General features: G+C 72.1%; 23 protein-coding genes. 10 read left to right on the forward strand and 13 right to left on the reverse strand.

Translation table 11 applies throughout. From position 1 onward, the window contains the following. Positions 1–156: 156 nt before the first annotated feature. The 5 genes from EG812_RS13000 to EG812_RS13020 are packed head-to-tail and all read left to right on the forward strand — an operon-like array spanning position 157 to position 5309. Complete coding sequence (locus EG812_RS13000; protein ID WP_013731733.1) at positions 157–1002, forward strand: hypothetical protein; 846 nt, start codon at positions 157–159, stop codon at positions 1000–1002. Beyond that, complete coding sequence (locus tag EG812_RS13005) at positions 999–1670, forward strand: DUF4129 domain-containing protein (RefSeq protein WP_126711683.1); 672 nt, start codon at positions 999–1001, stop codon at positions 1668–1670. The genes EG812_RS13000 and EG812_RS13005 overlap by 4 nt, the downstream gene beginning before the upstream one ends. Then, the gene (locus EG812_RS13010; RefSeq protein WP_013731731.1) at positions 1667–3019 is read left to right on the forward strand and encodes a DUF4350 domain-containing protein; all 1353 of its coding nucleotides are present in this window, start codon (positions 1667–1669) and stop codon (positions 3017–3019) included. The genes EG812_RS13005 and EG812_RS13010 overlap by 4 nt, the downstream gene beginning before the upstream one ends. After that, positions 3016–4002, forward strand: coding sequence for an AAA family ATPase (locus EG812_RS13015; RefSeq protein WP_013731730.1), 987 nt, complete (start codon positions 3016–3018; stop codon positions 4000–4002). The genes EG812_RS13010 and EG812_RS13015 overlap by 4 nt, the downstream gene beginning before the upstream one ends. Beyond that, on the forward strand, positions 3999–5309 hold the full coding sequence (locus EG812_RS13020) for a DUF58 domain-containing protein (RefSeq protein WP_013731729.1): 1311 nt from the start codon (positions 3999–4001) through the stop codon (positions 5307–5309). Before EG812_RS13015 ends, EG812_RS13020 begins: the two co-directional genes overlap by 4 nt. Positions 5310–5334: 25 nt before the next feature. Here the strand turns inward: EG812_RS13020 and EG812_RS13025 are convergent, their stop codons facing one another. Then, on the reverse strand, positions 5335–6288 hold the full coding sequence (locus tag EG812_RS13025) for a stage II sporulation protein M (RefSeq protein WP_013731728.1): 954 nt from the start codon (positions 6286–6288) through the stop codon (positions 5335–5337). 45 nt (positions 6289–6333) lie between these two features. Between EG812_RS13025 and EG812_RS13030 the strand changes: the two genes are divergently transcribed. After that, on the forward strand, positions 6334–7380 hold the full coding sequence (locus EG812_RS13030) for an RDD family protein (protein WP_126711684.1): 1047 nt from the start codon (positions 6334–6336) through the stop codon (positions 7378–7380). A 50-nt stretch (positions 7381–7430) separates the two neighbouring features. Continuing rightward, on the forward strand, positions 7431–7586 hold the full coding sequence (locus EG812_RS29285) for a hypothetical protein (protein WP_169804608.1): 156 nt from the start codon (positions 7431–7433) through the stop codon (positions 7584–7586). Positions 7587–7655: 69 nt separating this feature from the next. Here EG812_RS29285 and ahcY read toward each other — a convergent pair whose 3' ends face one another. The 11 genes from ahcY to EG812_RS13085 form a co-directional block, all read right to left on the reverse strand. Continuing rightward, on the reverse strand, positions 7656–9155 hold the full coding sequence (gene ahcY, locus EG812_RS13035; protein WP_013731725.1) for an adenosylhomocysteinase: 1500 nt from the start codon (positions 9153–9155) through the stop codon (positions 7656–7658). Between the two features lie 327 nt (positions 9156–9482). Then, positions 9483–10643 carry a mannose-6-phosphate isomerase, class I gene (manA, locus tag EG812_RS13040; RefSeq protein ID WP_013731724.1) on the reverse strand — a complete coding sequence of 387 codons (1161 nt, stop codon included), beginning with the start codon at positions 10641–10643 and terminating at the stop codon, positions 9483–9485. Between the two features lie 3 nt (positions 10644–10646). After that, on the reverse strand, positions 10647–11600 hold the full coding sequence (locus EG812_RS13045; protein WP_013731723.1) for a cation diffusion facilitator family transporter: 954 nt from the start codon (positions 11598–11600) through the stop codon (positions 10647–10649). 16 nt (positions 11601–11616) lie between these two features. Then, positions 11617–12813, reverse strand: a complete 1197-nt coding sequence (locus EG812_RS13050) for an SIS domain-containing protein (RefSeq protein WP_013731722.1) — start codon at positions 12811–12813, stop codon at positions 11617–11619. Continuing rightward, positions 12810–12992 (reverse strand): Trm112 family protein, encoded by a 183-nt coding sequence (locus tag EG812_RS13055; RefSeq protein ID WP_013731721.1) that lies wholly within the window; start codon positions 12990–12992, stop codon positions 12810–12812. Before EG812_RS13055 ends, EG812_RS13050 begins: the two co-directional genes overlap by 4 nt. Before the next feature lie 62 nt (positions 12993–13054). Beyond that, on the reverse strand, positions 13055–14434 hold the full coding sequence (locus tag EG812_RS13060) for a phosphomannomutase/phosphoglucomutase (RefSeq protein ID WP_043723009.1): 1380 nt from the start codon (positions 14432–14434) through the stop codon (positions 13055–13057). 69 nt (positions 14435–14503) lie between these two features. Next, positions 14504–15679: a hypothetical protein gene (locus EG812_RS13065; RefSeq protein WP_013731719.1), complete on the reverse strand. Its 1176-nt coding sequence runs from the start codon at positions 15677–15679 to the stop codon at positions 14504–14506. Between the two features lie 228 nt (positions 15680–15907). Beyond that, complete coding sequence (locus EG812_RS13070; protein ID WP_013731718.1) at positions 15908–16486, reverse strand: DinB family protein; 579 nt, start codon at positions 16484–16486, stop codon at positions 15908–15910. Between the two features lie 90 nt (positions 16487–16576). Further along, entirely contained in the window at positions 16577–19756 is a 3180-nt protein-coding gene (locus EG812_RS13075) for a toxin glutamine deamidase domain-containing protein (protein ID WP_013731717.1), read from the reverse strand. Positions 19757–19775: 19 nt separating this feature from the next. Continuing rightward, a complete protein-coding gene (locus tag EG812_RS13080; protein WP_013731716.1) occupies positions 19776–20114 on the reverse strand; it encodes a hypothetical protein in 339 nt (112 codons plus the stop codon). Continuing rightward, on the reverse strand, positions 20114–20533 hold the full coding sequence (locus EG812_RS13085) for a YbaB/EbfC family nucleoid-associated protein (RefSeq protein WP_013731715.1): 420 nt from the start codon (positions 20531–20533) through the stop codon (positions 20114–20116). The genes EG812_RS13080 and EG812_RS13085 overlap by 1 nt, the downstream gene beginning before the upstream one ends. Positions 20534–20605: 72 nt before the next feature. On the opposite strand from EG812_RS13085, the gene EG812_RS13090 reads away from it, so the two are divergent. Continuing rightward, positions 20606–21838, forward strand: coding sequence for an SUKH-3 domain-containing protein (locus EG812_RS13090; RefSeq protein WP_013731714.1), 1233 nt, complete (start codon positions 20606–20608; stop codon positions 21836–21838). 61 nt (positions 21839–21899) lie between these two features. On the opposite strand, the gene EG812_RS13095 is transcribed toward EG812_RS13090, so the two are convergent. Then, positions 21900–23339 carry an aldehyde dehydrogenase family protein gene (locus tag EG812_RS13095; RefSeq protein WP_126711685.1) on the reverse strand — a complete coding sequence of 480 codons (1440 nt, stop codon included), beginning with the start codon at positions 23337–23339 and terminating at the stop codon, positions 21900–21902. A gap of 140 nt (positions 23340–23479) precedes the next feature. Here EG812_RS13095 and EG812_RS13100 point away from each other — a divergent pair, with 140 nt between their 5' ends. Together EG812_RS13100 and gabT are read left to right on the forward strand one after the other, a co-directional pair. Next, positions 23480–24916, forward strand: a complete 1437-nt coding sequence (locus EG812_RS13100) for a gamma-aminobutyraldehyde dehydrogenase (RefSeq protein ID WP_126711686.1) — start codon at positions 23480–23482, stop codon at positions 24914–24916. Between the two features lie 8 nt (positions 24917–24924). Then, positions 24925–26196, forward strand: a complete 1272-nt coding sequence (gabT, locus tag EG812_RS13105) for a 4-aminobutyrate--2-oxoglutarate transaminase (RefSeq protein ID WP_013731711.1) — start codon at positions 24925–24927, stop codon at positions 26194–26196. The last annotated feature ends 38 nt before the right edge of the window (positions 26197–26234 follow it).

Genomic DNA, 26234 nt, shown 5'->3' on the forward strand with positions numbered 1-26234 from the left:
ACTGCCGGGACCCACGCCGTGCCCAGCACCCGCCGGTACACCGCTCACACGAGCCGCCCCACCGGCCGGGGCTCCACCTGTCCGACTCGCGCGTGTCAACATGATCCCTGGCTGCGTCCCCGCGCGCCACCGCCCCCGCCTTCCACAGGAGTGCGCGTGCCCCACGCCGGCTCGATCGCGGTACTCCCCAACCGGCCGCTCACCGTCGGTGAACTGCTCGACTCCGCCGTGCTGCTGCTGCGCGGGCACCTGGGGGCACTGCTTCCCCTGGCCGGAGCGCTCGCCCTCGTCGAACAACTCCTCCTGCTGCCCCTGCGGTCCGCCGTCGGCGTCGATCCACCACTGTGGTGGACCCTGTCGATGAGCAGTCTGGGCCCCTTCCTGGTCCTGCTCGCCATCGGCGCAGCGACCGAAGCCGTGATCATCACGCTGCTCGGCAACCCGGCCGCCCGGGCCGCCGGCAACGCCCTGGTCGGCCGTCCGACAAGCATGCGGGACCTGCTCCGCCCCCGGGGTGCCCGCTGGGGCGCCACCCTGCTGCTCTGCCCGGTCGTCGGCGTCACGATGTTGCTGGCGTCCCTGCCCGGCCCGACCTGGTTCCTCGGCTTCGCGCTGCTCGGCGGGGTGGCCCCGGCACTGGCCCTGGACCGGCTCAGGCCGCTGCGTGCGCCGATCCGTTCCGTCGACCTCGCGCTGCGGGTCGGCGGCCGTGCCGCCGGTCTGCGGCTGCTCGGTTACCTCGTCTGGTGGCTGCTCCGGGTCGGTCTCGCCTGGGGCATGTTCACCGGGTTGTCCAGCCTGAACCTGATCGCGGCGGGCTGGGCCGTCGCCGTGGCCATGCTGCTGTGGGCGGCCGTCAACATGGTCGGCTACGCCGGGCTGGCCTGCCTGGACGCGGTCCTGCACCTGGAGACCCGGATCCGCACCGAGGGGCTGGACATCCACCTCTCCCGGGCACCCGTAGACGCGCCGCGGACCACCCTGTTGGCGGTGGGCAGATGAGCTTCACCCGCTGGTGGACCGAGACCACGGCTGCGCTCGGTGATCACGTCCCACTGCCCCTTGTCGCGTTGCTGCTGGTGCTCACCACGATGCTGGCCTCCGCCGGCTGGTACACCTACCCCGCCTGGGTGCCACGCCGGTTTCCCCGACCGCACCGGTTCCCCCGACTGCGTCGGCGCCGACGTCCCGCCCGGGCACCCCGGCCGCGCCGGGCCGACACCGACCCTGCCGTCGACCTTGCGTCGCCGCAGCCGACCGGACCACCGGCGCACCATGTCACGCTGGCCGACCGGCTGGCCGCCGAAGGACGCTACGACGAGGCGATCCGGGAGCGGCTGCGCGGCATGGTCCGGGAACTGTCCGCCCGTGACCTGGTGTCGGTACGCCCCGGCACGACGGTCACCGAGATCGTCGAGGCAGCCGCCACCCGCCACCCACCGGCCGGTCCGCCGCTGGCCGCTGCGGCGACAATCTTCGCCCGCGTCTGGTACGCCCAGCATCCCGGCACCGCCGACCACGACCAGCGGGTACGCGACCACGCCGCCACGCTGCACCGGCTGCTCACCGACGGGCCCGCCGACAGCAGCGACGGCGCGGTATCAGCCGGCAGCGGCGGGGTATCAGCCGGCAGCGGCGGGGGCGAAGGTTCCGGGGAGTACGTCCGGTGAGCGCGCCGACGGTACACCGACGGCGGCACCGCATCCTGATCCCGGTGTTGCTGAGCGCCCTGGTGGTCATCACCACCCTGGTCACCCACGCGATCGACCAGCCGGACCAGACCGACGCGGGATTCCTGTCACCGCTGTCGACCGGGGACGACGGCGGCAGCCGGTTGGCCGCCGGCCTGGCCGAACGTGGCGTGCAGGTGCAACGGGAGACCGACACCCTCGCGGCGCTGCGGGCGGCGAGGTCTCGCCCGGCCACCCTGTTCGTACCGGCCCCGGAACTGCTGCACCCGCAGACCGTCGACTACCTGAACCTGCTGCCCGGCCACACCCGGCTGGTGCTCGTCGACCCGCCCCGGCGGGTACTTGCCGCCGCCGGGATGCCACTGCGACCGGCAGGTCGGCGGTGGGCGGCCCGCGCCGTCACCCCACACCTCACCGGGCCCTGCGCACTGCCCGAGGTCACCGGCGCGACCGCCGCCGTCGCCCGGCAGCGGTACGCCCCCACCGGCCCGCCCGGCTCGGTGGACCTCTGCTACTCCGCCGGGCTGGCCCGACTTCCCGGTGCGGCCGAGAACGTGGTGGTGGGCGCCAGTGATCCGTTCCGCAACGGCCGCATCGGCGAGTGGGACAACGAGCTCTTCGCCACCGCTCTGCTCGCCACCACCGGCCGGGTGCTCTGGCTCGACCTCGACGGACCGGCACCTCCACCACCCACACCCAGCACCGTGCGGACCACACCGCCGTCCGAGCCGGACGAGGAACCCTACGACGAACCCGACGGCGACCAGGGCGACCTGGGTGCCGGCGACAGCACCGAGACCATGCCGCCCGCACCACCGGGCGGTAACGCCTCCGGCTCCGACGGACCGGGCCGGGAGCAGACCAGCAACCCGCTCTGGTCGGCCTTTCCTCCCTGGTTCTGGGCGCTGCTTGCACAGCTCGCGCTGGCCGCGCTGCTGATCGCCATCGCCCGGGCCCGCCGCTTCGGCCCGCCCACGCCCGAACCGCTGCCGGTGACCGTCCCGGCTGCGGAGACGGTGTTCGGCCGGGCCCGGCTCTACCATCGGGCGAAGGCTCACCAGAGCACCGCCGAGGTGCTCCGCGCCGCCGCGAAGGACCGGCTGGGGCGGCGGCTGCAGCTGCCGGCCGGCACCCCCGACGTGGCTGCCGTCGTGGCCGCCGAGACCGGCGAACATCCGGACACCGTCCGTGACCTGCTCCAGGGCGACGCCCCGGACACCGACCAGGAACTGCTGGAACTGGCGAAGGAACTGGATCGCGCGGCTCGCGACCCGCGACCGTCCCCAGTTCGGCCGCCGCTGCCCCGATCCGAAGGAGACCCCCGGTGACCCGACCCGCCACGCTCAGCGACCCGCTGGCCGCCGACCCCAGCCGGGCCGCGCTGCACCGACTGCGTACCGAGGTGGCCAAGGCGGTCGTCGGGCAGGACAGGGTGGTCACCGGGCTGATCGTCGCCCTGCTCTGCCGCGGTCACGTGCTGCTGGAGGGCGTACCCGGGGTGGCCAAGACGCTCCTGGTACGCACCATCGGCGCGGCGCTGGACCTGTCGACCCGACGGGTGCAGTTCACCCCCGACCTGATGCCGGGCGACGTGACCGGCTCAATGATCTTCGACGCCCGTACCGCGGCCTTCACCTTCCGGGAAGGACCCGTCTTCACCAACCTGCTGCTCGCCGACGAGATCAACCGGACGCCGCCGAAGACCCAGTCCGCCCTGCTGGAGGTGATGGAGGAACGGCAGGTCACCATCGAGGGCACGCCGCATCCGCTGCCCGACCCCTTCATCGTCGCCGCCACCCAGAACCCGGTGGAGTACGAGGGCACCTACCCGCTGCCCGAGGCGCAACTGGACCGGTTCCTGCTCAAACTCACCGTGCCGCTGCCCGCTCGTGAGGAGGAGTTGGGCGTCCTGCGCGCCCACCACGCCGGCTTCGACCCCCGGGACCTGGCCGCCGCCGGCGTACGCCCGGTGGCCGACGCGACCGACCTCGCCGTGGCCCGCGCGGCGGTCGGCCGGGTGCACGTCGCCGAGCCACTGTTCGGCTACGTCGTCGACCTGTGCCGGGCCACCCGCGCCATGCCCGCGCTCGAACTGGGCGCCTCGCCACGTGGGGCGACCGCGCTGCTCGGCACCGCCAAGGCGTGGGCCTGGCTGGCCGGGCGCGACCACGTGGTGCCCGACGACGTGAAGGCGATGGCCCGGCCCACCCTGCGGCACCGGCTGCGGCTGCGCCCGGAGGCCGAACTGGAGGGGGTCGGGATGGACGCCGTACTGGACTCGGTGCTCGCCACCGTGCCCGCACCACGATGACGTGGCGGGCGGCAGCACTGCTCGCGGCCGGTGCGCTGACCCTGCCCGCCTGGCCCGCGCCCTTCATCGGGGTGGCGGTGATGACCGGCGTGGTCCTGGTGTTGTGCGCCCTGGACTTCGCGCTGGCCGCACCGCTGCGCGGGCTCACCGTCGAGCGCGACGGTGAGCGTTGCGTCCGGCTCGGTGAGACCGCCACCGTCACGGTGCACCTGCACAACGACACCGGCCGGACGTTGCACGCCCAGATCCGCGATGCCTGGGTGCCGTCGGCCGGGGCGCAGCCGGACGTACCACCCGACCGCGTCGTGCACGTGCCCGCCGGTGACGTGGCGGCCCTGCCCAGCCGGCTCACCCCGACCCGCCGCGGTGACCGGCCGGCGGTGGCGCTGACGGTCCGCTCGCTCGGGCCGCTCGGGTTGGCGTTCCGGCAGCGCACCGGCCGTCCGCCCACCCCACCGTGGACGCTGCGGGTGCTGCCCCGCTTCGACTCCCGCCGGCATCTGCCCGAGAAGCTGTCCCGGCTGCGAGTGATCGACGGCACGCAGGTCGGCCAGGGACGCGGCGCGGGCACCGAGTTCGACACCCTGCACGAGTACGTGCCCGGCGACGACGTACGGTCCATCGACTGGCGGGCCAGCGCCCGCCGGGCCGAGGTGCTGGTACGCACCTGGCGGCCGGAACGGGACCGGCGGCTGGTGTGCGTGCTGGACACCGGCCGCACCTCCGCCGTACTGCTCGGCGACGAGCCCCGGCTGGACGCCTCGATCGACGCGGCCCTGCTGCTCACCGCCCTGGCCGCACGGGCCGGTGACCGGGTGGACGTGCTGGCCGCCGATGCCGTCTCGCGTGCCTCGGTCGGCGGCGCCGAGCGACCGGCCCAGTGGCCCCGGTTGGCACATGCGCTGGCCCCCCTGCAACCGGCGCTTGTCGAGACCGACTTCCAGCTGATCGCGGGCGAGTTGCTGCGCCGCCACCGGCCGCGCAGTCTGGTGGTGCTGCTCACCTCGCTGGAGCCCGGGGCGCTCGGGTCGGGACTGCTGCCGGTGCTGCCCCGGCTCGCCGCCCGGCACCGGGTGCTGGTGGCGGCGGCCCAGGATCCGGTGCTGACCGCGCTCACCAGCACACCGCCCCGCCACCCGCGAGACGCCTACAACGCCGCCGCTGCCTGGCGTACGCTCGCCGAACGTGACCGCCTGACGGCGGCGCTGGCCCGCTACGACGTCGCTGTGGTGGACGTGCCCGCCCCTCGGCTGGCGCCGGCCCTGGCCGACGCCTACCTGCGCCTCAAGGCCGCCGGCCGGCTCTGAGCCGACCTCGTCGCGGCCCGCGCCGTCACCGATCGTCGACGTCGGCTCTGGCCCGGGAGCCGAGCAGCACGACGTAGGCCAGGAAGGCGAGCCAGGCGGCGGCACCGACGGCGATGCGTACGGCCGTCGGCACGGGTGCGGGGGTCACGAACGCCTCGATCACCGCGGCGACCGCGAACACCCCGACCAGGCCGAGGGCGACCAGGATGGCGTCGCGGCCCGCCCGAGCCACCGCCTGCCCCCGGGTCAGCTGCTCCGGTGGCGAGATCCAGGCCCAGCCGGTACGCAGCCCCACCCCGGCGGCGACGAAGACCCCGGTCAGCTCCAACAACCCGTGCGGGGTGATCAGGCCGAAGAAGACGTCCGCCCGGCCGTAGGAGATCATCACCCCACCGACCACCCCGATGTTCAGCACGTTCTGCCAGAGCAGGTAGCCGACCGGGACGATGAGCACCCCGGCGGCCAGGCACTTCGCCGCCAACCAGGCGTTGTGCGTCCAGAGGTGGAAGGCGAACGTCGGCGCGGAGAACTCCGTGTAGTAGCCGGCGAATCCGGATTCGACCAGGTGCGCCGCCTCCTCGTCACCGATGAAGGCCGCAGCGGTCTCCGGGTTGTCCGCGACGAACCCGATGAGCGTGAAGGTGAGCAGGGTGAAGACGGTGGCCACCGCGCACCACCACGGTGCCGCCCGCCAGACCGCCCCGGGAAAACCGGCAAACATAAACCCGCGTACCGCCGCCCAGGACGGCCGGGGCCGGCCGGTGAGCCGGGCGCGGGCCCGGAGCACCACCTGGGACAGTTCGCCCAGCAGCGCCGGATCGGGAGAGCGGCTGCGCAGCACCGACAGGTGAGTGGTGACCCGCTGGTAGAGCGCCACCAACTCGTCGACCTCGGCGGCGTCGAGACGCCGCCGGTCACAGAGCTGGCTCAGCCGACGCCACTCCCCGCCATGCTCCGCGACGTACGCGTCGAGATCCACCGCCAGCCACCCCCGTCCGCGCGATCATAGTGTTCACTGTCGTAGATGAGCACAGCAGCGCGGTGGACCGCCCCGGCCGCCGGTGACGCCGATCTGGTCAGCGGAGAGGCCGTACGGCTGGACGTGCGGGCCGCCCGAATCGGCTCCCGGGTGCTCGCGCTGCTGATCGACGTGCTGCTTCAGCTGGTCTTCGGCCTGCTGCTCGTCGTGATCACCGCGCTGACCCTGGCCGCCCTGCCGTACGGCCTGTTCGACGCGGCCCTGGAACGGGCGTTGCTCACCGTCGGGGTGGTCCTGCTGCTGATCGGTTACCCGGTGTGTTTCGAACGGCTCAACGAAGGACGCACGCCGGGCAAGGCCGCGGTCGGGCTGCGAGTGGTGAGCCACGACGGTGGCCCGGTGGGGCTGCGCCAGTCGCTGACCCGGGCGCTGGTCGGGGTCGCCGTCGAGTGGCCGGGGCTGGTGCTGCCGCTGCTGTCCTGGGTCGCCGGTGCGACGGTGATGCTGACCGACGCCCGGGGTCGACGCCTCGGTGACCTGGTGGCGGGCACGCTTGTCGTGCACACCCGCACCGCGGTCAGCTGGCGTCCGGTGCCGGCCCCGCTGCCGGTGCTGACCTCCTGGGCGTACACGCTGGATCTGAGCCGGTTGGACCCGAGCCTGGCGCTGGCCACCCGGCAGTATCTGACCCGGTCCCACCAGTTCGCCGAGCCGGCCCGCAGCGATCTGGCCCGGCAGTTGTGGCGGGAGGTCGCCGCGACCACCGGTCCGCCGCCACCAGCGGGGCTGCCGGAGTCGGTCTACCTGGCCGCCGTGCTGGGCGAGCGGCACCGACGAGCCCGCCAGCGGCTCGCCGGTGAACGTGGGTTGACCGCCGCGCTGTGGCCGCAACTGGGCTCGACACCGACCTTCCGGTCGGCCGAGCCGACGCTCACCGCGCCGCTGCCCGACCCTGTGCCGACCTCGGTCCCAGGTCCGGTGCCGAGCCCGAGGGCGGTCGAGGCGGGGCAGGCCGCGCCGGGCGGTCTGGTCGGCGTACGCCCGTCGGTGCCGGCCCGCCGCAGCGGGGCCGACGGGACGGGCGGACACTGAGACGCGAACGATGCCGGTGGCCGGTGTCGAGCGGACACCAGGAGGCAATGGTGAGAGGTTTCGGGCCGTGGCTGGCGGTACTCGCGTTGGTGCTGCTGCTCAGCGCGCTGCGGCTACGTACCCTGGCCGCGCTGGTGTCGGTGGGTTGGCTGATCTGGTGCGTCTGGACCTGGATCCGCCCCGGCCGTCGCAGTAACCCACGTTGACCCGCGGCCCGGCCGGACATGCCGAACCGGGCCGACCCGAGGCAGGGTCGACCCGGTTCGACGACCTGATCAGTAGCGGTAGTGATCCGGCTTGAACGGACCCTCGACGGCGACGCCGAGGTAGGCGGCCTGCTCCTTGGTGAGCGTGGAGAGCTTGGCACCGAGGGCGGCCAGGTGCAGCCGGGCGACCTTCTCGTCCAGGTGCTTGGGCAGCACGTAGACGCCGATCGGGTACTCCTCGGTCTTGGTGAACAGCTCGATCTGGGCGATCGTCTGGTTGGCGAACGAGTTCGACATCACGAAGCTCGGGTGACCGGTGGCGTTGCCCAGGTTCAGCAGACGTCCCTCGGAGAGCACGATGATCGCGTGACCGTCGTCGAACTTCCAGAGGTCCACCTGCGGCTTGATGTTCTCCCGGGTGACGTCCGAGCGCTTGGCCAGACCGGCCATGTCGATCTCGTTGTCGAAGTGACCGATGTTGCCGACGATGGCCTGGTGCTTCATCCGGGCCATGTGCTCGTTGGTGATCACGTCGAAGCAGCCGGTCGCGGTGATGAAGATGTCCGCGATCTCGACCACGTCGTCGAGGGTGGCGACCTGGTAGCCGTCCATCGCCGCCTGGAGGGCGCAGATCGGGTCGACCTCGGTGACCACGACCCGGGCGCCCTGGCCACGCAGCGACTCGGCGCAGCCCTTGCCCACGTCGCCGTAGCCGAGCACGACCGCCATCTTGCCGCCGATCAGCACGTCGGTGGCCCGGTTGATGCCGTCGATGAGCGAGTGACGGCAGCCGTACTTGTTGTCGAACTTGCTCTTGGTGACCGAGTCGTTGACGTTGATCGCCGGGAAGAGCAGGGTGCCGGCGCGGTGCATCTCGTAGAGCCGGTGCACGCCGGTGGTGGTCTCCTCGGTGACGCCCTTGATGGTGGCGGCGATCCGGGTCCACCGCTGGCCGTCCTCGGCGAGCGAACGGTGCAGCAGACCGAGGATGACCGCGTACTCCTCGGAGTCGGCGGACTCGACCGGCGGTACGACACCGGCCTTCTCGAACTCGACTCCCTTGTGGACGAGCAGGGTCGCGTCCCCACCGTCGTCGAGGATCATGTTCGGGCCCTGCCCGTCGGGCCAGTCGAGCACCTGCTCGGTGCACCACCAGTACTCCTGGAGCGTCTCGCCCTTCCAGGCGTACACCGGAACGCCGGCGGGGGCGTCGGGGGTGCCGTCCGGGCCGACGACGATCGCGGCGGCGGCGTGGTCCTGGGTGGAGAAGATGTTGCAGGAGGCCCAGCGGACCTCGGCGCCGAGCGCGACCAGGGTCTCGATCAGGACGGCGGTCTGAATCGTCATGTGCAGCGAACCGGTGATCCGCGCCCCCGCGAGAGGCTGCGCCTCGGCGAACTCGCGGCGGATCGCCATCAGGCCGGGCATCTCGTGCTCCGCGAGGCGGATCTCCTTGCGCCCGAACTCGGCGAGTGACAGATCCGCCACCCGGAAGTCGCCTTCGGCGAGAGTGCGCGGCCGGGCATTCGGCGACGTGCCGCTGGCGGACGCCGGGAGGGTGCTGGTCATAAAAGCTCCTGTCGGACGATTGTGCTGCGCAACCTCCCACTTTACGCGCGCCTACCCGATCACGGCTGGCGTGAGGGCAAACAGCGCACGGGGCGACTAGTGACGGACGTTTCACCGCCCATCTCCAGCCGCCCCGCACATCCCCCCGGTTTGGTTCCCCCGCGCGTTCTCGGACCTTCGTCGCGATAACGCTACGCACTCATAGAGTCACACTCCGCATGCATCGAGTCAAGCTATTCCGGAAAAGTCGGACTCGCGTGTTGCCGGGTCGGACCTGCTTCGACGCGCGCCGGCCAGGCCGGACACCCTGCGGTTCGATCAGACGACTCAGCAGAGGCCCGGCGACGCGACGTACACCTCACCCGCACCGCTGACCGTGAGTGACCCGCCGGCGGCGGACCCCACCGCGGCCTGCCCCGGCCCGAGCGTCACCGGGGCGACCACGTCGGCGACGTCGACCTGCCCGGACGTGCACAACACCAGCCACGGCCCCGGCACCGTCAAGGTGACCTCGGGCTGCCGACCCACCGTCACCCGGTGCAATGCGAAATCCGCCACCGGGACCGGCCAGGTCACCACCCCGTCCGCAACCGGTCGAGGCGCCACCACCGGCTGGTCGAGCACCTCGAAGCGAAGCACCCGGAGCAGCTCGGCCACGTCGACGCGCTTGCGAGTGAGCCCGCCGCGCAGGACGTTGTCACTGGCCGCCATCACCTCCACACCCGTACCGCGCAGGTAGGCGTGCAGATTTCCGGCCGGCATCCAGATGGCCTCGCCCGGCGCCAACCGCACCCGGTTGAGCAGCAACGCCACCACCACCCCCGGATCGGCCGGGTATGCCTCGGCCAGCAGCTCGACAAGTTCCGCGTCCGGCCCGACCACCGCCGCCTTCCGCACCGCCGCCACCAGCCCGGCACGGTCCGCCGCCGGCCAGGTCAGCAGCAGGCGTACGGCCTCGGCCAGCCCGGCCGCACCGGCGTCGAGCGCATCGAGCACCGGCCCCAACGCCGGTACGCCAAGCCCGGCCAACACCTCGGCCGAGACCGCCGGATCCCGGAAACCGCACAGCGCCTCCATCGGCCCGAGCGCCACCAGCAACTCCGGCTTGTGGAACGGGTCGACGTAGTTGCGGTGCCCGTCGCACCGGGCATCGTCGGCGGCGTACCCCGCTCGGGCCTGCTCGGCGTCCGGATGGGCCTGCAAGCTCAGCGGCGCCGCGGCGGCCAGCACCTTCAGCAGGAACGGCAGTCGCGCGCCGAACCGGTCGACGACCCGCTGGCCGAGCCAGCCGGCCGGATCGGCGGCGAGCACCTCGGTCAGGGCGACCCGGCCACCGTCCCGGTCGACGCTGGCCGGCGCGCCCGGATGAGCGCCCAACCAGAGTTCAGCCTCCGGGCCCTCGCTGGGCACCGGACGCCCCTGCAACTCGGCGATGGCGCAGCGGGAACCCCACGCGTAGTCCTTGATCGGCCCGTACAGCAGTTCCACCGGTCAGCTCCCCGATCGACCGGACGCCTCCGCCGGCCCGACCTCTCCCCGGTAGATGTCCGGCTCCAGATAGATCACCCGGGCGGTCGGCACCGCCGCACGGATCCGGGCCTCCACCGCGTCGATACCGCGCGCCAACTCCTCGGCGGTCTCCCAGCGCGCCACCGCGATCTTCGCGGCCACCATCAACTCATCCGGACCGAGATAGAGCGTCTTCATGTGGATGATCCGCTCGACCTCCGGCCCGCCGGTGACCGCCTGCTCGATGGCGGCGATCTCGGCCGGCTCGGCACCCTCCCCGAGCAGCAGGCTCTTGGTCTCCAGGGCGAGCACGATCGCGATCGTGACCAGCAGCAGGCCGATCATCGCGGTGCCCGCCGCGTCCCACCGGCCGTCGCCGGTGGCCAGGGTCATTCCCACACCGAACAGCGCGAAGAGCAGACCGACCAGGGCGCCGAAGTCCTCCAGCAGCACCACCGGCAACTCCGGCGCCTTGGACCGGCGGATGAACCTGGTCCAGGACTGACGGCCCCGGACCAGGTTGGACTCCTTGATCGCGGTACGGAACGAGAACGACTCCAGCACGATCGCCACCAGCAGCACCGTCACCGGCACCCAGTGCCAGCTGGTGATCCCGTGCGGATCGGACCACTTGTGCCACGCCTCGTAGAGCGCGAAGACCCCACCCAGGCTGAACAGCACGATGGCCACGATGAACGCGTAGACGTAGCGCTCCCGGCCGTAGCCGAAGGGATGCTGCGCGGTGGGTGCCCGCCGGGCCCGCTTGCCACCGACCAGCAGCAACGCCTGGTTTCCGGTGTCGGCAACCGAGTGGATCGACTCCGCCAGCATCGACGACGACATCGTCAGCAGGTACGCCACGAACTTCGTCACCGCGATGCCGAGATTGGCCAGCAACGCCGCGACGATCGCCCTGGTGCCACCCCCGGCGCTCATGCCGCCGCCGTTCCGGTCACTGGTTGGCCAGCTCCTTCATCTCCGTGATCGCCGGCACCGCCATCGGATCCAGGCCGTGTGCCAGGGCCAGGTAGATCGAGGCGAAGTCCGGCACCGCCACCAGGGAGGCCAGCCGTTCCAGCGCCGAGCCGCCCTCGGCGGTCACCACATCGCACCGTACGCCCCGGCGCTCGGCGAGCGTCTGCACCGCGTCGGCGCGCCGCTCCTCCACCGCGAGGGGCTCGTCGGCGTCGTCCTCGGCGTTCAGGCCACCGTCGCGCAGCAGCACCAGCCGCAGCCGGGTGCCGTCGGGCGTCGACTCCTCCGGGTCGGCGAAGATGTCCCGCTCCCCTTCGGCGAGGCCGCCGAAGACGCCGTCGAGCAGACCGACCCGACCCCGGCCCGCCTCGCCGAGCGCCCCGGTGACCACCGGGTAGCGGGCGTTGGCCGACAGGGTGTCACCGAACCGGCGAGCCGCGACCGAGGCGAGCGGGGACGAACCCCACACGATCGGGATGGAGCCGGCCAGGCCGAGGGCGAGCGACTTCGCCGGGTTGACGAAGGACTCCGCGGTGGGCCGGCAGCGGTCGGCGTCGGCGTCCAGCCGGGCCGCCGTCTCGGCGAGGTCCGCCTCGTTGACCTTCACCAGACCGAGCGCCCGGGCGGCCAGCAGCACCGGCACAGTGAGACCCCAGAGGCTGGCCCGCGCCGGCGCCCGGCGGGGCACCGGAATGAACGGGGCACGAGCCCGCTCGGCCAGTGACTGCAACTGGGAGTCGGCCGGACCGACGGCCACCAGCCGGGCACCACGGCGGTGCGCCGCCTCGGCCGCACCGAGCGCCTCCGGGCTGCGACCGGAGGCGCTGACCGCGATCACCACGTCGGCGGCACCGACCCAGCCCGGCACGCCCGCGCTGCGGTGCGCAATGACCGGCACCGGGCAGCGCGGCCCGGCGACCGTGGCCAGCACGTCACCGGTACGCCCGGCGGTGCCGATGCCGGCGATCACCACCGCGCGGGGACGGCCGTCGTCGGCGAGCATCGACAGGTTCGCCTCGGCGGCCAGCGCGGCGGACTCGCGTACCTGCGCGCCGGCCGAGGCGGTGTGCCGCAGCATGCCGCCCGGGTCCCGCTCGGCCAGCGCCTTCGGGTCGTCGAGCAGTTGGTCGTCGGCGTGGCGGTGGCCGCTGACCCCGGCCGTCCCGTCGATCACGACCGCTCCGCAGGGCCGCGCGCCTCGTCCAGCAGCAGCACCGGGACGTCGTCACGGACCTCGAAGATCCGGCCACACTCGGTGCAGGTCAGCGTCTGCGCCTGTGCGTCGTAGTCGAGCGGGGCATGGTGGGTGTCCGGGCAGGCGAGGATTTCCAGCAACTGCGGGTCGAGGGCCACGGCGCGGCTCCTTCCACGTATGCGGTTTCACCGATCGGCGGCACCGAACGGCGCGAGCGATCTTATCGGCGTACCCGGTCGAGCACGTCGTCGCGCAGCGACGTCATTCGCTGCGCAGTGGGCGCCTCGACATTGAGACGCAGCAACGGCTCGGTGTTCGAGGCACGCAGGTTGAACCACGCCCCGTCCGGGAAGCGCAGGGTCAATCCGTCCAGTTCGTCGACCTCGGCATCCGGGTAGGCGGCCCGCACCTCGGCGACCTTGGCGGCCTGGTCCGTCACCGTGGAGTTGATCTCGCCGGAGGCGACGTACCGCTCGTACTCGGCGGCGAGCACGGAGAGCGGCTGCGGCTGCTCGCCGAGCGCGGCCAGGGTGTGCATCGCGGCCAGCATGCCGGTGTCGGCGAACCAGAAATCCCGGAAGTAGTAGTGGGCGGAGTGTTCACCACCGAAAATCGCGTTGGTACGCGCCATCTCCGCCTTGATGAAGGAGTGACCCACCCGGGCCACCACCGGCTCGCCGCCGTGCTCACGGATGATCTCCGGCACCGCCTGCGAGGTGATCAGGTTGTGAATCACCGTCGAGCCGGGGTGCTTGGCCAGCTCCCGGGCCGCGACCAGCGCGGTGATCGCCGACGGCGAGACCGGCTCGCCGCGCTCGTCGATGACGAAGCAGCGGTCGGCGTCCCCGTCGAACGCCAGGCCGATGTCCGCGCCGTGCGCCACCACCGCGCGTTGCAGGTCGACCAGGTTGGCCGGGTCCAACGGGTTGGCCTCGTGGTTGGGGAACGTGCCGTCCAACTCGAAGTACATCGGCACGATCCGCAACGGCAGGGCCGCCAACGCGGCGTCGCCGAGCACGCTGGGCACGGTGTGCCCGGCCATGCCGTTGCCCGCGTCCACCACCACGGTCAGCGGCCGGATGCCGGACAGGTCCACCAACGTGCGCAGGTGCGCCGCGTAGTCGGCGAGCAGATCCTGCCGGTGCACCGGCGCGGTCGGCTCACCCACCGGCTCGCCCTTGTCCAGCAGCGCCTGCGCCCGTTCACGAACCTCGGCCAGCCCGGTGTCCTGCCCGACCGGGCGGGCCCCCGCGTGGCACATCTTGATGCCGTTGTACTGCGCCGGATTGTGACTGGCGGTGAACATCGCACCGGGCAGATCCAACGAACCGGAGGCGTAGTAGATCATGTCGGTCGAGGCGAGCCCGATCTCGATGACCGCACGCCCCTCGGCGCGTACGCCGGCGGCGAAAGCGTCCGCCAACGCCGGACCGGAGGCACGCATGTCGTGCCCGATCAGCACGGCCTTGCCCGCATCGCCGGTGGCGTCGAGCATCTGCGCGAAGGCGGAGCCCAAGGCGGCGGCAACCCCCTCGTCCCACTGCTGCGGCACCGTCCCACGGACGTCGTACGCCTTGACGATCTGGGACAGATCAGACACCGGTTCCACTCCTCGACTGCGGTCCGTCAACAAAGCTGAGCGTATCGGAGGCGCGGCCCCCACCCCGGCTCAGCCGGGCAGCCCGCCCCCGTACCTCGGATCGTCACCTGGCACGGCGGGCGGCGGCGGGTCCTGCCACCCCGGCGACCCGCCCTGCGCCGGCGGCGCAGACACCGGCGGCACGGCAGCAGACCCCGACACCGGCGGTACGGGCGCAGAGCTGGAGACGCCAGGAGCGGTCTCGGTCGGGCTCTGGTCGCCGGCACCGGTCGGCCGCGCGCCGTACAGGCCGCCGGCGGGTCGGGCCGTCGGCGTACCGCCGTAAACGCGGGGCGTGGGCGGTCGACCCGTCCCGTACACCTGGCCGGGTGCTGCCGGCGGCACTGCCTGCGGACCGGGTGGCGGCAGCACCTGCGGACCGGGTGGCGTCGGCGCCGGAGATCGGGTGGAACGGTAGGTGGTGCCGGCCGGATTACCCGGCAGCGGGACGTCGACCTGCTCGCCACGCCGTCGCCGATCCCGGCGCGAGCGGAACACCAGCAGCCCGATGAGCAGGGCACCGGCCGCGACCATGGCGATGCCGACGTACATCACCGACGAGATGCCGCCGGACTGGTTGGCCGCCTGGCTCATCTCCCCCGGGGTGTCCGCCGCCAACGCCACCGTCGCAGTGGGCGCGGGCGGCGTGTCGACCACCTCGTCCAGGGTGGGGGTGGGAGACGGCGAGCGGGACGGTGTCGGGGCGACCCGGCCACCGTTCACCTGGGACTCCGCGACGGCGCGCCCCAGCAGGACACCGCGCGCCGTGACCGCCTCGCCCGTCACGACCAGCCGGCCCCCGGGAGCGTCGGCGCCGAACGCCACCCGGTAGCGGATCACCGTGCCCTTGCGCTTGCAGAGTTCGTCCCTGGCCGGGGCGACCGGCGCGGTGGTCACCAGCCCGTCGGTGCCGGAGACCGGCACGGACACCCATCGGCGGTCGACCTCCGCCTGGACAGTGACCTGCTCGGGTCGGACGCCGGGCAGACTCAGCCCCAGCGCGCCCCGCACCCGTACACAGCCGTCGGTACGTTTGCGTACCTCCAACCGGACGTCCTGGGCGGCGCGGCCCGCGGTGAAGCTGCCGGCCGACCGCACCCGCACGCGGTCCTCGTCGGCATGCGCCGGTGCGCCACCGAGCATCACCAGCCCGCCGAGGAACACGCAGACCGTCGCGAGCCGCGCCGCGCGGCGACCTACCGACATGAGCTCCCACCGTTCCTCCCCCGACGGGGGAACCGCCGGTCAGGCTACTACCGGCGCCCACACTCGGCTCGTCATCGACCACCCCGGATGTGCGACCCGCCACGCCGGCGACGGCCGCACACCACACCGGCGTGAGCCTCGCCCATGCCCGACGGCCACCTGCCTTCCCGGGCGGTCGATGACCCGTCCCGAACTGTCACGCTGCCCGGTCGTGGTCTTCCGAGACGGTCACTGGCCGACGCGGCCGTCGATCCGTTCGCGCAGCAGGTCCGCGTGGCCGTTGTGCCGGGCGTACTCCTCGATCATGTGCACCAGGATGTCGCGCAGCGGATACGCCTCGTCGCCGCGACGCCCCCGCATCCCGAGATCCGCCGTCTCCGCGACGAACCGCTCCGCGAACTCGACCTCCGCCCGCCAGGCCCGCCACGCCTCGTCGACCACCTCCGGGTCGGGCAACGCACCGTCGAAGTCCGCGTCCGGTTCGGTTTCGCTGCACCAGATGCGCGGCGCGTCCAGTCCTGCCATCGTGCGCCGGAACCAGCCGCGCTCCACCTCGGCGAGGTGCCGCACCAGGCCGAGCAGCGACATGGTCGACGGTGGTACGGACCGACGGGCCAACGCCGCCGCGTCCAGGCCGGAACACTTCATCTCCAGGGTCAGTCGCTGGTCGCGCAGATAACCGACGAGGGTTTCCCGCTCGCCGTCGAACCCACCGTCGGCACGCGGATCGTCCTCGGGTCGGACGAACATGTTGGACCAGCCGAAGCGTCGGATCGGATGGTCGGCCGAGGAATCGAAATCCGTCATGTCCCGACCCTTATCGTTCGTGCCGGGTTGGGCAAGCGCGTTTCGTCCCGGCCCAGAGCAGTCCACGTCACCTCGGCCGGGTGGAGACGCTCAGCCGGAATCGCCGAGCAGGTGCACCCGGTTGAGGTACGGATCGCCGTACCCCTCGAATTCCTCGGCGGGCGGATATCGGGGCAGATCCGGTCGCTGGCTGTAGATGCCCCGACGCAACCCGGCCAACGGCATCGGCCGGGCACCGCCGTCGAGCACCAGCACGTCCGCGTCGACCGCGTTGAACGGGTGCGCCGGCCCGTGGTACCGGTACAGCGGTTGATCACTGACCAGCCCGACCTGCGGGTCGACGTAGAGCACCGTGCCGTTCTGATTCAACGCCACCCAGATGTGCGCACCACCCCGCTCCAGATGGTTGACGACGAAGGCGAAACTGCCGTGCCCGCCGAGCACCAGTTGGTCGCGCAGGTTGCGGTAGCCGGTGTCCAGCGCCCGTTGCAGTTCGACGGGCGTACGGGCGGTGCCGTCGCAGAGCCGCTGGAAGCGGCCACCCGTGACATCCTCGACCCGCCCGGTGCCGTCCTGCTCGCCGTTGAGCGGCCGAGTCACGTCACCGGCCTGGTACGCGTCGAAGGTGCGTGGCGCCGCGACCCGGGGACGCCCGTGCACCCAGGTGTCGTAGAGCGACAGGGTGCAGTCCAGGCAGTTGATCCCTCGGGTCGGGTCCGCCCGCGGCCCACCGTCGTTCATCAACCCGAACCAGTCCCCGGCCCGAGGATCGGCGGTCCGCACCACGTTGCCCGCCTCGTCGCGGGGCAGTTGCTGTTCCACGTCCCGTTGGTGCAGAGCCAGTGGTGGACGCAGCCCGCCCGGCTGGCCGTACCGGCGGGACCGGTCGATCGGCGGTGGATGGTCGTCGCCGGTCAGGGCGGAACGATCGCCGGTGTCGATCGCGCCGACGGCGAGATCGCCGACGTCGTCGTTGATCCGATGGAAGTCCTCCGGCCGGTCGACGGCCACCACGTCGGGCACGACAGCACCCGACGCCACCGCATCGGCCAGATCCAGACACCGCCCGTACGCACGGGTTTCGGCCTTCGCTGCCTGTTGCCAGTTGGCTGACGCATCGCGATGGCCCGCCTGGTGGAGTTGGCGCGCATATGCTGTGAAGTCGCTGGCGCGCTGGTAGTGCTCGTCCGCCTGACTCCTCAGCCGGGAAACCTCACGAGACCGGCGGCTTTCCTCATGCCCGGCTCTTTGTGACTCGTAATAGCCCTGGTAACGACGCCGTTCGAGAGCCTCGTAGTCGGCAGTCCGGCTGGCTTCGGGATCGGGGCGTGTCGGCGGCGCTGTGGGTGGGGTGACACGCCCCGGAGAGTTCACCGTCGGCGCGTTCGGAACGAGCGCTTCGACAAGTGCGGAGCGGGGTGGCGCGGGCGAAGGCTCCGGCCGCGACGGTGGACCGCCGGGAGAACCTGCCTCCGGCCGTGTCGCCGTCGACGCGCCCGGCACCCGGTCCATCACCGGCCCTGCTGCTGCGGAGCCCGTCGCAGTCGACGATCCGCTGATGCCGACCGCGGCCACCGGGCCCGACGCATGGACCGGACCGCCCGGATGGACCGCACCGCTCGAATGGGCCGCACCGCTCGAATGGGCCGCACCGCTCGGAGGGGCGAGACCGCCAGCCACTCCGCCCGCCGCCGTCATGTCCGGACCGGTAGCGACACCTGGCACGACCGACGGTGGCGCGACCGTGGACAGCGCCGGCCCTGAGACGTCGACCAGTCCGGCCATCGAGGCTGGGCCTACGGCAGCAACGCTTGACTGAGCACTCGCCGGGACCTCGCGGCCCGGCCGGGTCGATTCCGGAGTCGAGCCCAGCTCAGTGGTCAGAGCCGAGCCCGGAGTCGGGGCCGACTCTGTAGTCAGGCCCGGATCCGGCGGGCGGTGCACCGTTTCGTTCAGGGCGGATCCGGCAAGACTCACCGGCCCACCGCCATGAGGCGGCTCCAGGTCCACACCGCCATCGGCTGCCGGCAGGGGCAGCGCGGGCCCGGCAGCCGGCGACGTCGAACCCATCGGCCCGACGGCAGGTGGTTCGGTCGAGGTCCGTTGAGCCGGGATCGCCGCGCCCTGCGCCGACTCCACGACGGGCGTTGGCTGCGTCGATGCTCCGCCGGCGAGCGGTAGCGTCAGCTCTGGGGCAGCAGGCGCCGGGATGGCCGGCCCGGGCAGCACCGACGGGAGCGCCGGACCGGACAGGGCGGCCAACTGGCCGTCGAGCCGGGCCTGCAACGCCCGGTCAGCCTGACCGGTGGCCGAGCCACGGGCACCCGAAGCAGCCGCCCGGGCGGCATCCTCCAGCGACGTCAACCCCTGCCCGGTGGCCAGACTCGCGGCCTGGTCGGCGATCACCTCGCCGGTCATCTCCCGGCCCAGGTGTTCGGCCATCCGGGCACCCCCACCAGTGGCGTGCCGGCCGAGACCGGCCAGTGACGCCGCCGCCCCGCCGGCCAGGCCGCCGATCGCGTTCGTGCTCAGGTCGGTCACGTCCAACTCGTGCCGACGGCCGGTGCTCTGCTGATAAACCTGGGTGGCCAGGTTGACCCCGGCCTCCTGGGCCGCCTCCGTCAACCCTTCTCGGGCGGCGTGCCGGGCCAGCCCGCGCGCACCCGTGGTGGTCACCTGCTTCGCCGCGCGTTCGCCGACTTCCTTGAGGCCCTGCTTCAGCGACTTGCGCGCCAGCTGGGCGAGCAGACGCCGGAAGATCTGCTGGACGATGAAGCGGGTCGCGGCGATCACCCCGGCGGCGGCCGGCGAAGCAGCCCCGGCGGTGAGCACCGCCGCCACCGCCAAGGCCAACAACTCGACCACCAGGATGCCCAGCTCGATCCAGACTTCGAGCTTGGCGCCCTCGATGTCGCACCCGCACTCCTCCACCACCCGTCCCAGGTCGTGGCTGACCGCGAGCAGCACCGGCAGTGGGGCATCCTCGCCATCGGCCACCCGCCGCCACGCCCCGCCGAACGCGGCCGCGACCGCACCGACGCCGCCGTAACCCTGGTGCACCTCGGCGGCGGCGGTGCTCGCATCCGCCTGCGGGCCGGCGAGGGATGCGGCCACCGCGTACCACTGGTCGGCCAGATCCCAGACGGCGCGCTCGTCGCCTTCCGGCCATTCGACGCCGATCACCCAGTCGAGGGCCTCGTAGATCCAGCCCGGCAGGTCCCACGGTGAATAGTCCAGCGGGTGCGGAATCGGGCTCGGCAACAGCGTCATCGGAGATTCCCGGCCCGGATCAGCGCCGGGGGCGCGGGTCGGAGATGCGGTCGAACCGGGCGCCGCTGGCCGCGTCGGTCTGTTGGTTGGTCTCGACCGAGCGGACCACGTCCCCGCCGAGTTCGGCCAGCCGTCGTCCGACGCCCGCCCAGACCCGCAGTGCCATCTCCTCGTAGCCCCGGTACTGCCGCTCGAACGCCGCGCCGATGTCGTCGCGGCCCCAGGGCCGCCGGCTGCTGGCCGCCGCTATCGCGGCACCGGCCTCGGCATGCCGACCGGCCACCGCCTCGCCCGCCCGGGTCAGGTCCGCGCCGCCGCGACGGGCCCGCGACGGGTCGAGCCAGAGCTGTCCGGCCATCACTCGCTCCGTCGCAGCACGGTGTCGGCCCGGCCGAGCAGGGTGCCGAAATCACCGGTACGCAGGAAGTCGGCGGCCCCGGACCGGGTCGGCAGGTAGGTGCTCACGAGATCCTGGGTGGCCGTCGTCGCGGCGGCGGCGGCCCGCCGTACCGTGGCGGTGATCTTCGCGCTCAGCGCCTTGGCGTCGTGGTCACGGTAGATCGAGGGATTCAGGTCCACCGCGATCAGCTCGCCCTGAGCGCCGACGGTCGCGGTCACCTGGCCGTCGTCGGAGCGCTGTGTCACCCGCAGCTCGGCAAGCCTGGTCTGCAGTTCGTCCAAACCGGACCGCAGCTGCTGATACTGCCCGTACACCTCGTCGAAGCGGGCCCGGAGGGCACGATTGGCATCACGGTTCACGCTGTCGGTCAACGCCACCCCTCTCGTAACCGTCGGTAAGCCGAACCATACCGGCTGCCACGAATTCGCGTTGTCCGGTAGGTTCGCGGTGTGATTGACCGCGAGCAGGCCGAGCAGATCGCGGCGGTATGGGCCCGCCGCGACTCACAGCGCCTGGGTCACGAGTGCCGTCCCATGGTCACGGAGTTCGACCTCGGGTACGTCATCACCTCGACGGTGTCCACTCAGGTCAGGTCCATGCCCGGTGACCTGCCGACCACCGTGGTCGACAAGGAGACCGGCGAGGTGACCACCTGGCCGCGGGTGCCGCCCGACGTGGTCGAGCAACTCTTCCGCCGCGGTCGCCCCACCGGCCCGCCGGCCCCCCGCACCGTGGATCCGGCCGGCCAACTGCTGCGCGAGATCCGTCGGCTACCCACGCCGACCACCGCGGCACACCTGACCATCGAGGGCCGCATCTTCACCGCGCACGGCGCGAAGGGCGACATCGAGCTCAACCATCATCCGCTGGTCCGCGCGTACCTCGACGGGCTGCCCGCCGGGCACCTGGTCCGTGGCGGCGACCGGCACGCCGAACTGGTCGTCGTCTCCGACGTCCTGCACGAGTACGACCACCGCCGCACCGCCGAAGGCATCGCCCCGATGGAGGCCGGAGACGCGGAGGCACTGCTCAGCGCGGCGCGATTTGACTGCTACCTCGTCCGGGAGGAGGGCGACCCGGCGGGTGGGCGGGTCGAACGCCCCTGCGACACCTGCATCAACTTCCTCGTCCACTTCAACGTCCTGCCCTGGTCCGAACGCGGCTGGACCGCACCGTGGTATCCCGAGCCCGCACCCGATCCCGAGCCGGGTCGCTTCCCGGCCGATGTGACGAACGCACTCGTCGCCGCCGGCTGGCGCCCACATTTCGGCGACGAGGTGGTGGCGACGTCAGCCATCCGAGATGTCAGAGAGGTGCGTGGCAAGACCCATGAACACGCCGTCCCTCCGGCCGCTCTGCGGACTCTGACCGCATTTCCGAGCCTGGTCGGGGCCAAGCTCGGCCCGGGGGAAGAGGTGTGGATCTCCCGGTTCGACATTCGGCCTCGGCAGGTCGCGCACACCGCTGACACGCTTGCCGACTTCGCAGCGGTGATCGGGGCACGACTGTTCCCCATCGGTACGGAGAACCAGCACAGCATCATCGCCGTCGACGAGCACGGCCGGATCTTCGCGCTGGATCAGGCCGGCGAGTGGTTCCTCGGCGCGAACATCGACGAGGCTCTCGTCACCCTGCTGCTCGGCCGCGCCCCGGCTCGGGTACGCGACGACGGCAGTTGGTGAACCACTCCGGCGTTAATAGGGGGCCCTTCCTCTACCGGAGGCGTTAATAAGGTGCCCTTCCTTACAGCGCTAGGCCGGTGAGGACGGTGACGCGGGTGTCGGTGTAGTCGTCCATGGCGCTGCGCAGCCCCTCCCGCCCCACACCGCTGCCCTTCACTCCCCCGTACGGCATCTGGTCGGCGCGGTACGACGGCACGTCGCCGACGATCACCCCGCCGACCTCCAGGGTGCGGGCGGCCGCGAAGGCGACGTCGAGACGGTGGGTGAAGACACCCGCCTGGAGGCCGTACGCCGAATCGTTGACGGCGGCGAACCCGGCGGCGTCGTTCTCGACCCGGTCCACGACGAGCACCGGGCCGAACACCTCCTCGGTGCACACCTTCGCGTTCGCAGGCACTCCGCTCAGGACGGTGGGTGGATAGGTCGCGCCGTCCCGCTGGCCGCCGGTCTCGATGGTGGCGCCTGCCGCCACCGCCTCGTCCACCCAGGCCTCCACCCGGCGGGCGGCGTCGACGGATACCAGCGGACCGACGTCGGTCAGTGGGTCGGTCGGGTCGCCGGCACGCAACTCCCGTACGGCCGCGACCAGGCGGGGCAGGAACCCGTCGTAGAGCCACTCGTGCACGTACACCCGCTGCACCGCGATGCAGGACTGGCCGGCCTGGTAGTTGGAGAAGGTGGCGATCCGTTGTGCCGCGAAGGTCAGGTCCTCGTCGGCGGACCAGTCTTCGCAGATCAGGGCCGCCGCGTTGCCGCCGAGTTCCAGCGTCACGTGCTTGTCCGGTACGGATCGGCGGATGCTCGCGCCGACCGGCCCGGAGCCGGTGAACGAGACGACCGGCAGGCGGGGGTCGGTGACGAGTTCGGCGGCGCGGTCGTTGGGCAGCGGCAGCACCGAGAACATCCCCGCGGGCAGCTCGGTCTCGGCCAGGATCTCACCGAGCAGCAGCGCCGAGAGCGGGGTGGCCGGGGCCGGCTTCACGATGATGGGTGCGCCGACCGCCAGCGCCGGGGCGACCTTGTGGGCCACCAGGTTGAGCGGGAAGTTGAACGGGGTGATGCCCAGCACCGGCCCCTTCGGCACCCGCCGAACCAGGGCGATGCGGCCGGTGGCGGCCGGGTCGGTGTCGAGTCGTTGCAGCTCGCCGGAGTAGCGCCGGGCCTCCTCGGCCGCCCACCGGAAGGTCGACACCGCTCGGCCCACCTCGGCCCGGGCCCACTTGACCGGCTTGCCGTTCTCGGCGGTGATCAGGGCGGCGATCTCCTCGGCCCGTTCGGCGAGCCGGCGCGAGACGTGGTCCAGCGCCGCCGCGCGGGCGTGCGCGGGCAGTGCGGCGGCCTCCGCCGCCACCTCGGCCGCCGCCGCCACGGCCGCCTCGACCTGGTCGGCGGTGGCGAGGCTGGTACGCCCCACCGGCCGCCCGTCGTACGGATGGTGGACGGTCACCTCGTCGGTGCCGTGGCTGGGTCGACCGGCGACGAAGAACGGTGTGAGCTCCACGTTCCGCAGCCTAATCCAGAGCCGCGCCGACGGATACGGTCGCCCAGGCCCTTGTCTGCCGCGAATTCAGTAGCGAAGATGGCACGAAGGTTGCGATAACCGCCGCAGCGCGCCCCCGGACCCCTCGGAGTGATCCTGTCATGAGTGACCAGCAGAAGCTGCGCAACTTCGTCAACGGCGAGTACGTCGAGCCGGTCGACGGTGGCTACGCCGACCTGATCGACCCCTGCACCGGGGAGGTCTTCGCCCAGGCCCCGGTCTCCGGGACCGCCGATGTCGACGCGGCGATGCGGGCCGCCGCCACCGCCTTCGACAGCTGGCGAGACAGCACCCCGGCGGAGCGGCAGAAGGCCCTGCTCAAGCTCGCCGACGCGGTCGAGGCCCGGGCCGCCGACCTGGTCGACGCCGAGGTCCGCAACACCGGCAAGCCCCGCCAGCTCACCGCCGACGAGGAGTTGCCGCCCGCGGTGGACGAGTTCCGCTTCTTCGCCGGTGCCGCCCGGCTGCTGGAGGGCCGTTCGGCGGGCGAGTACATGGCCGGGCACACCTCGTACGTGCGGCGCGAGCCGATCGGCGTCTGCGCCCAGGTCACCCCGTGGAACTACCCGTTGATGATGGCGGTCTGGAAGATCGCGCCCGCCCTCGCCGCCGGCAACACGGTGGTGCTCAAGCCGTCGGACACCACGCCGGTGTCGACGCTGCTGCTGGCCGAGATCGCCGCCGAGGTCCTGCCGCCGGGCGTGTTCAACGTCGTCTGCGGTGACCGGGACACCGGTCGTGCCCTGGTCGCGCACCCCACCCCGCAGCTGGTGTCGATCACCGGCTCCACCCGGGCCGGCATGGAGGTCGCCGCCGCCGCTGCGCCCGACCTCAAGCGCACCCACCTGGAACTGGGTGGCAAGGCCCCGGTGGTGATCTTCGACGACGCCGACATCGCGGCGGCGGCCGAGGCCATCGCGATGGGCGGCTACTTCAACGCCGGCCAGGACTGCACCGCCGCCACCCGGGTGCTGACCGCGCCCGGCGTCCACGAGGACTTCGTCGCCGCCCTCACCGAGCAGGCCCGCAACACCAGGACCGGCCTGCCGGACGAGGAGGACGTGCTCTACGGCCCGCTGAACAACGCCAACCAACTGGCCCGGGTACGCGGCTTCGTGGACCGGCTGCCCGACCACGCGAACCTGCAGACCGGCGGCACGCAGGTGGGCGAGCGTGGCTACTTCTACGCCCCGACCGTCGTCTCCGGTCTGCAGCAGGCCGACGAGATCATTCAGCAGGAGGTCTTCGGCCCGGTCATCACCGTGCAGCGCTTCTCCGACGAGGACGAGGCGGTGCGCTGGGCAAACGGCGTCGACTACGGCCTGTCCGCCTCGGTCTGGACCCGCGACCACGGCCGCGCCATGCGGATGACCCGCCGGCTCGACTTCGGCTGTGTCTGGGTGAACACCCACATCCCGTTCATCTCCGAGATGCCGCACGGCGGCTTCAAGCACTCCGGGCACGGCAAGGACCTCTCGATCTACAGCCTGGAGGACTACACCCGGATCAAGCACGTCATGCACAACATCGAGGGCTGACCAGTCTCATGACCTCTTCAGCGGAGCTGCACAAGCGGCGGGGTTCGGCCGTCGCCCGGGGTGTCGGCAGCGTCATTTCCTCCTATGTCGACACCGCCTCGGGCGGTACCCTCACTGACGTCGAGGGCCGCCAGTGGATCGACTTCGCCGCCGGCATCGCCGTCACCAACGTGGGCAACTCTGCCCCGAAGGTGGTCGAGGCGGTACGCGCCCAGGTCGAACGCTTCACCCACACCTGCTTCATGGTCGCCCCGTACGAGTCGTACGTGGCGGTCTGCGAGCAGCTCAACGAGCTGACTCCGGGCGGCTTCGAGAAGCGCTCTGCGTTGTTCAACTCCGGTGCCGAGGCGGTGGAGAACGCGGTAAAGATCGCCCGACACGCCACCGGTCGACCGGCCGTGGTGGTCTTCGACCACGCGTACCACGGCCGGACCAACCTGACCATGGCGCTGACCGCGAAGAACATGCCGTACAAGCACCGGTTCGGGCCGTTCGCCGGGGAGATCTACCGGGTGCCGATGTCGTACCCGCTGCGCGACGGTGGCCTGGACGGCGCCACCGCCGCGGCTCGGGCGATCGAGCTGGTGGAGAAGCAGGTCGGTGCGGAGAACGTGGCGGCGCTGCTGATCGAACCGATCCAGGGCGAGGGCGGTTTCGTCGTACCGGCGGCGGGTTTTCTGCCGGCGCTGCGCGAGTGGGCGACGGCGGCCGGGGTGGTCTTCATCGCCGACGAGATCCAGACCGGCTTCTGCCGCACCGGCGACTGGTTCGCCTGCCAGCACGAGGGCGTCGAACCTGATCTGATCACCCTGGCCAAGGGCATCGCCGGTGGGTTGCCGCTGGCCGCGGTGACCGGCCGGGCGGAGCTGATGGACGCGGTGCACGTCGGCGGGCTCGGTGGCACCTACGGGGGCAACCCGATCGCCTGCGCCGCCGCACTCGCCTCGATCGACACCATGCACGAGCTGGACCTTGCCGGTGCGGCCCGGCGGATCGAGGCCGTACTGGGTGCCCGGCTGCGGGCGATCGCCGAACGGGATCCGGCGATCGCCGAGGTACGCGGTCGCGGCGCGATGCTGGCCGTGGAGATCGTGCAGCCGGGCACCCTCACTCCCGACCCGGCCGCCACGGCGGCGATCTCGGCGGCCTGCCACGCCGCCGGCCTGCTCACCCTCACCTGCGGCACGTACGGCAATGTGCTGCGTTTCCTGCCCCCACTGGTCATCGCCGACGACGAGCTGTCCCGTGCGATGGAGATCCTCGACGCCGCCTTCGGGTGACCCTGGACGGCCGGGTGACTGCCGCGTCCGCACCGCGC

Origin of the sequence: Verrucosispora sp. FIM060022 (assembly GCF_003977705.1) — a bacterium.
In the GTDB taxonomy this organism is placed as follows: domain Bacteria; phylum Actinomycetota; class Actinomycetes; order Mycobacteriales; family Micromonosporaceae; genus Micromonospora; species Micromonospora gifhornensis.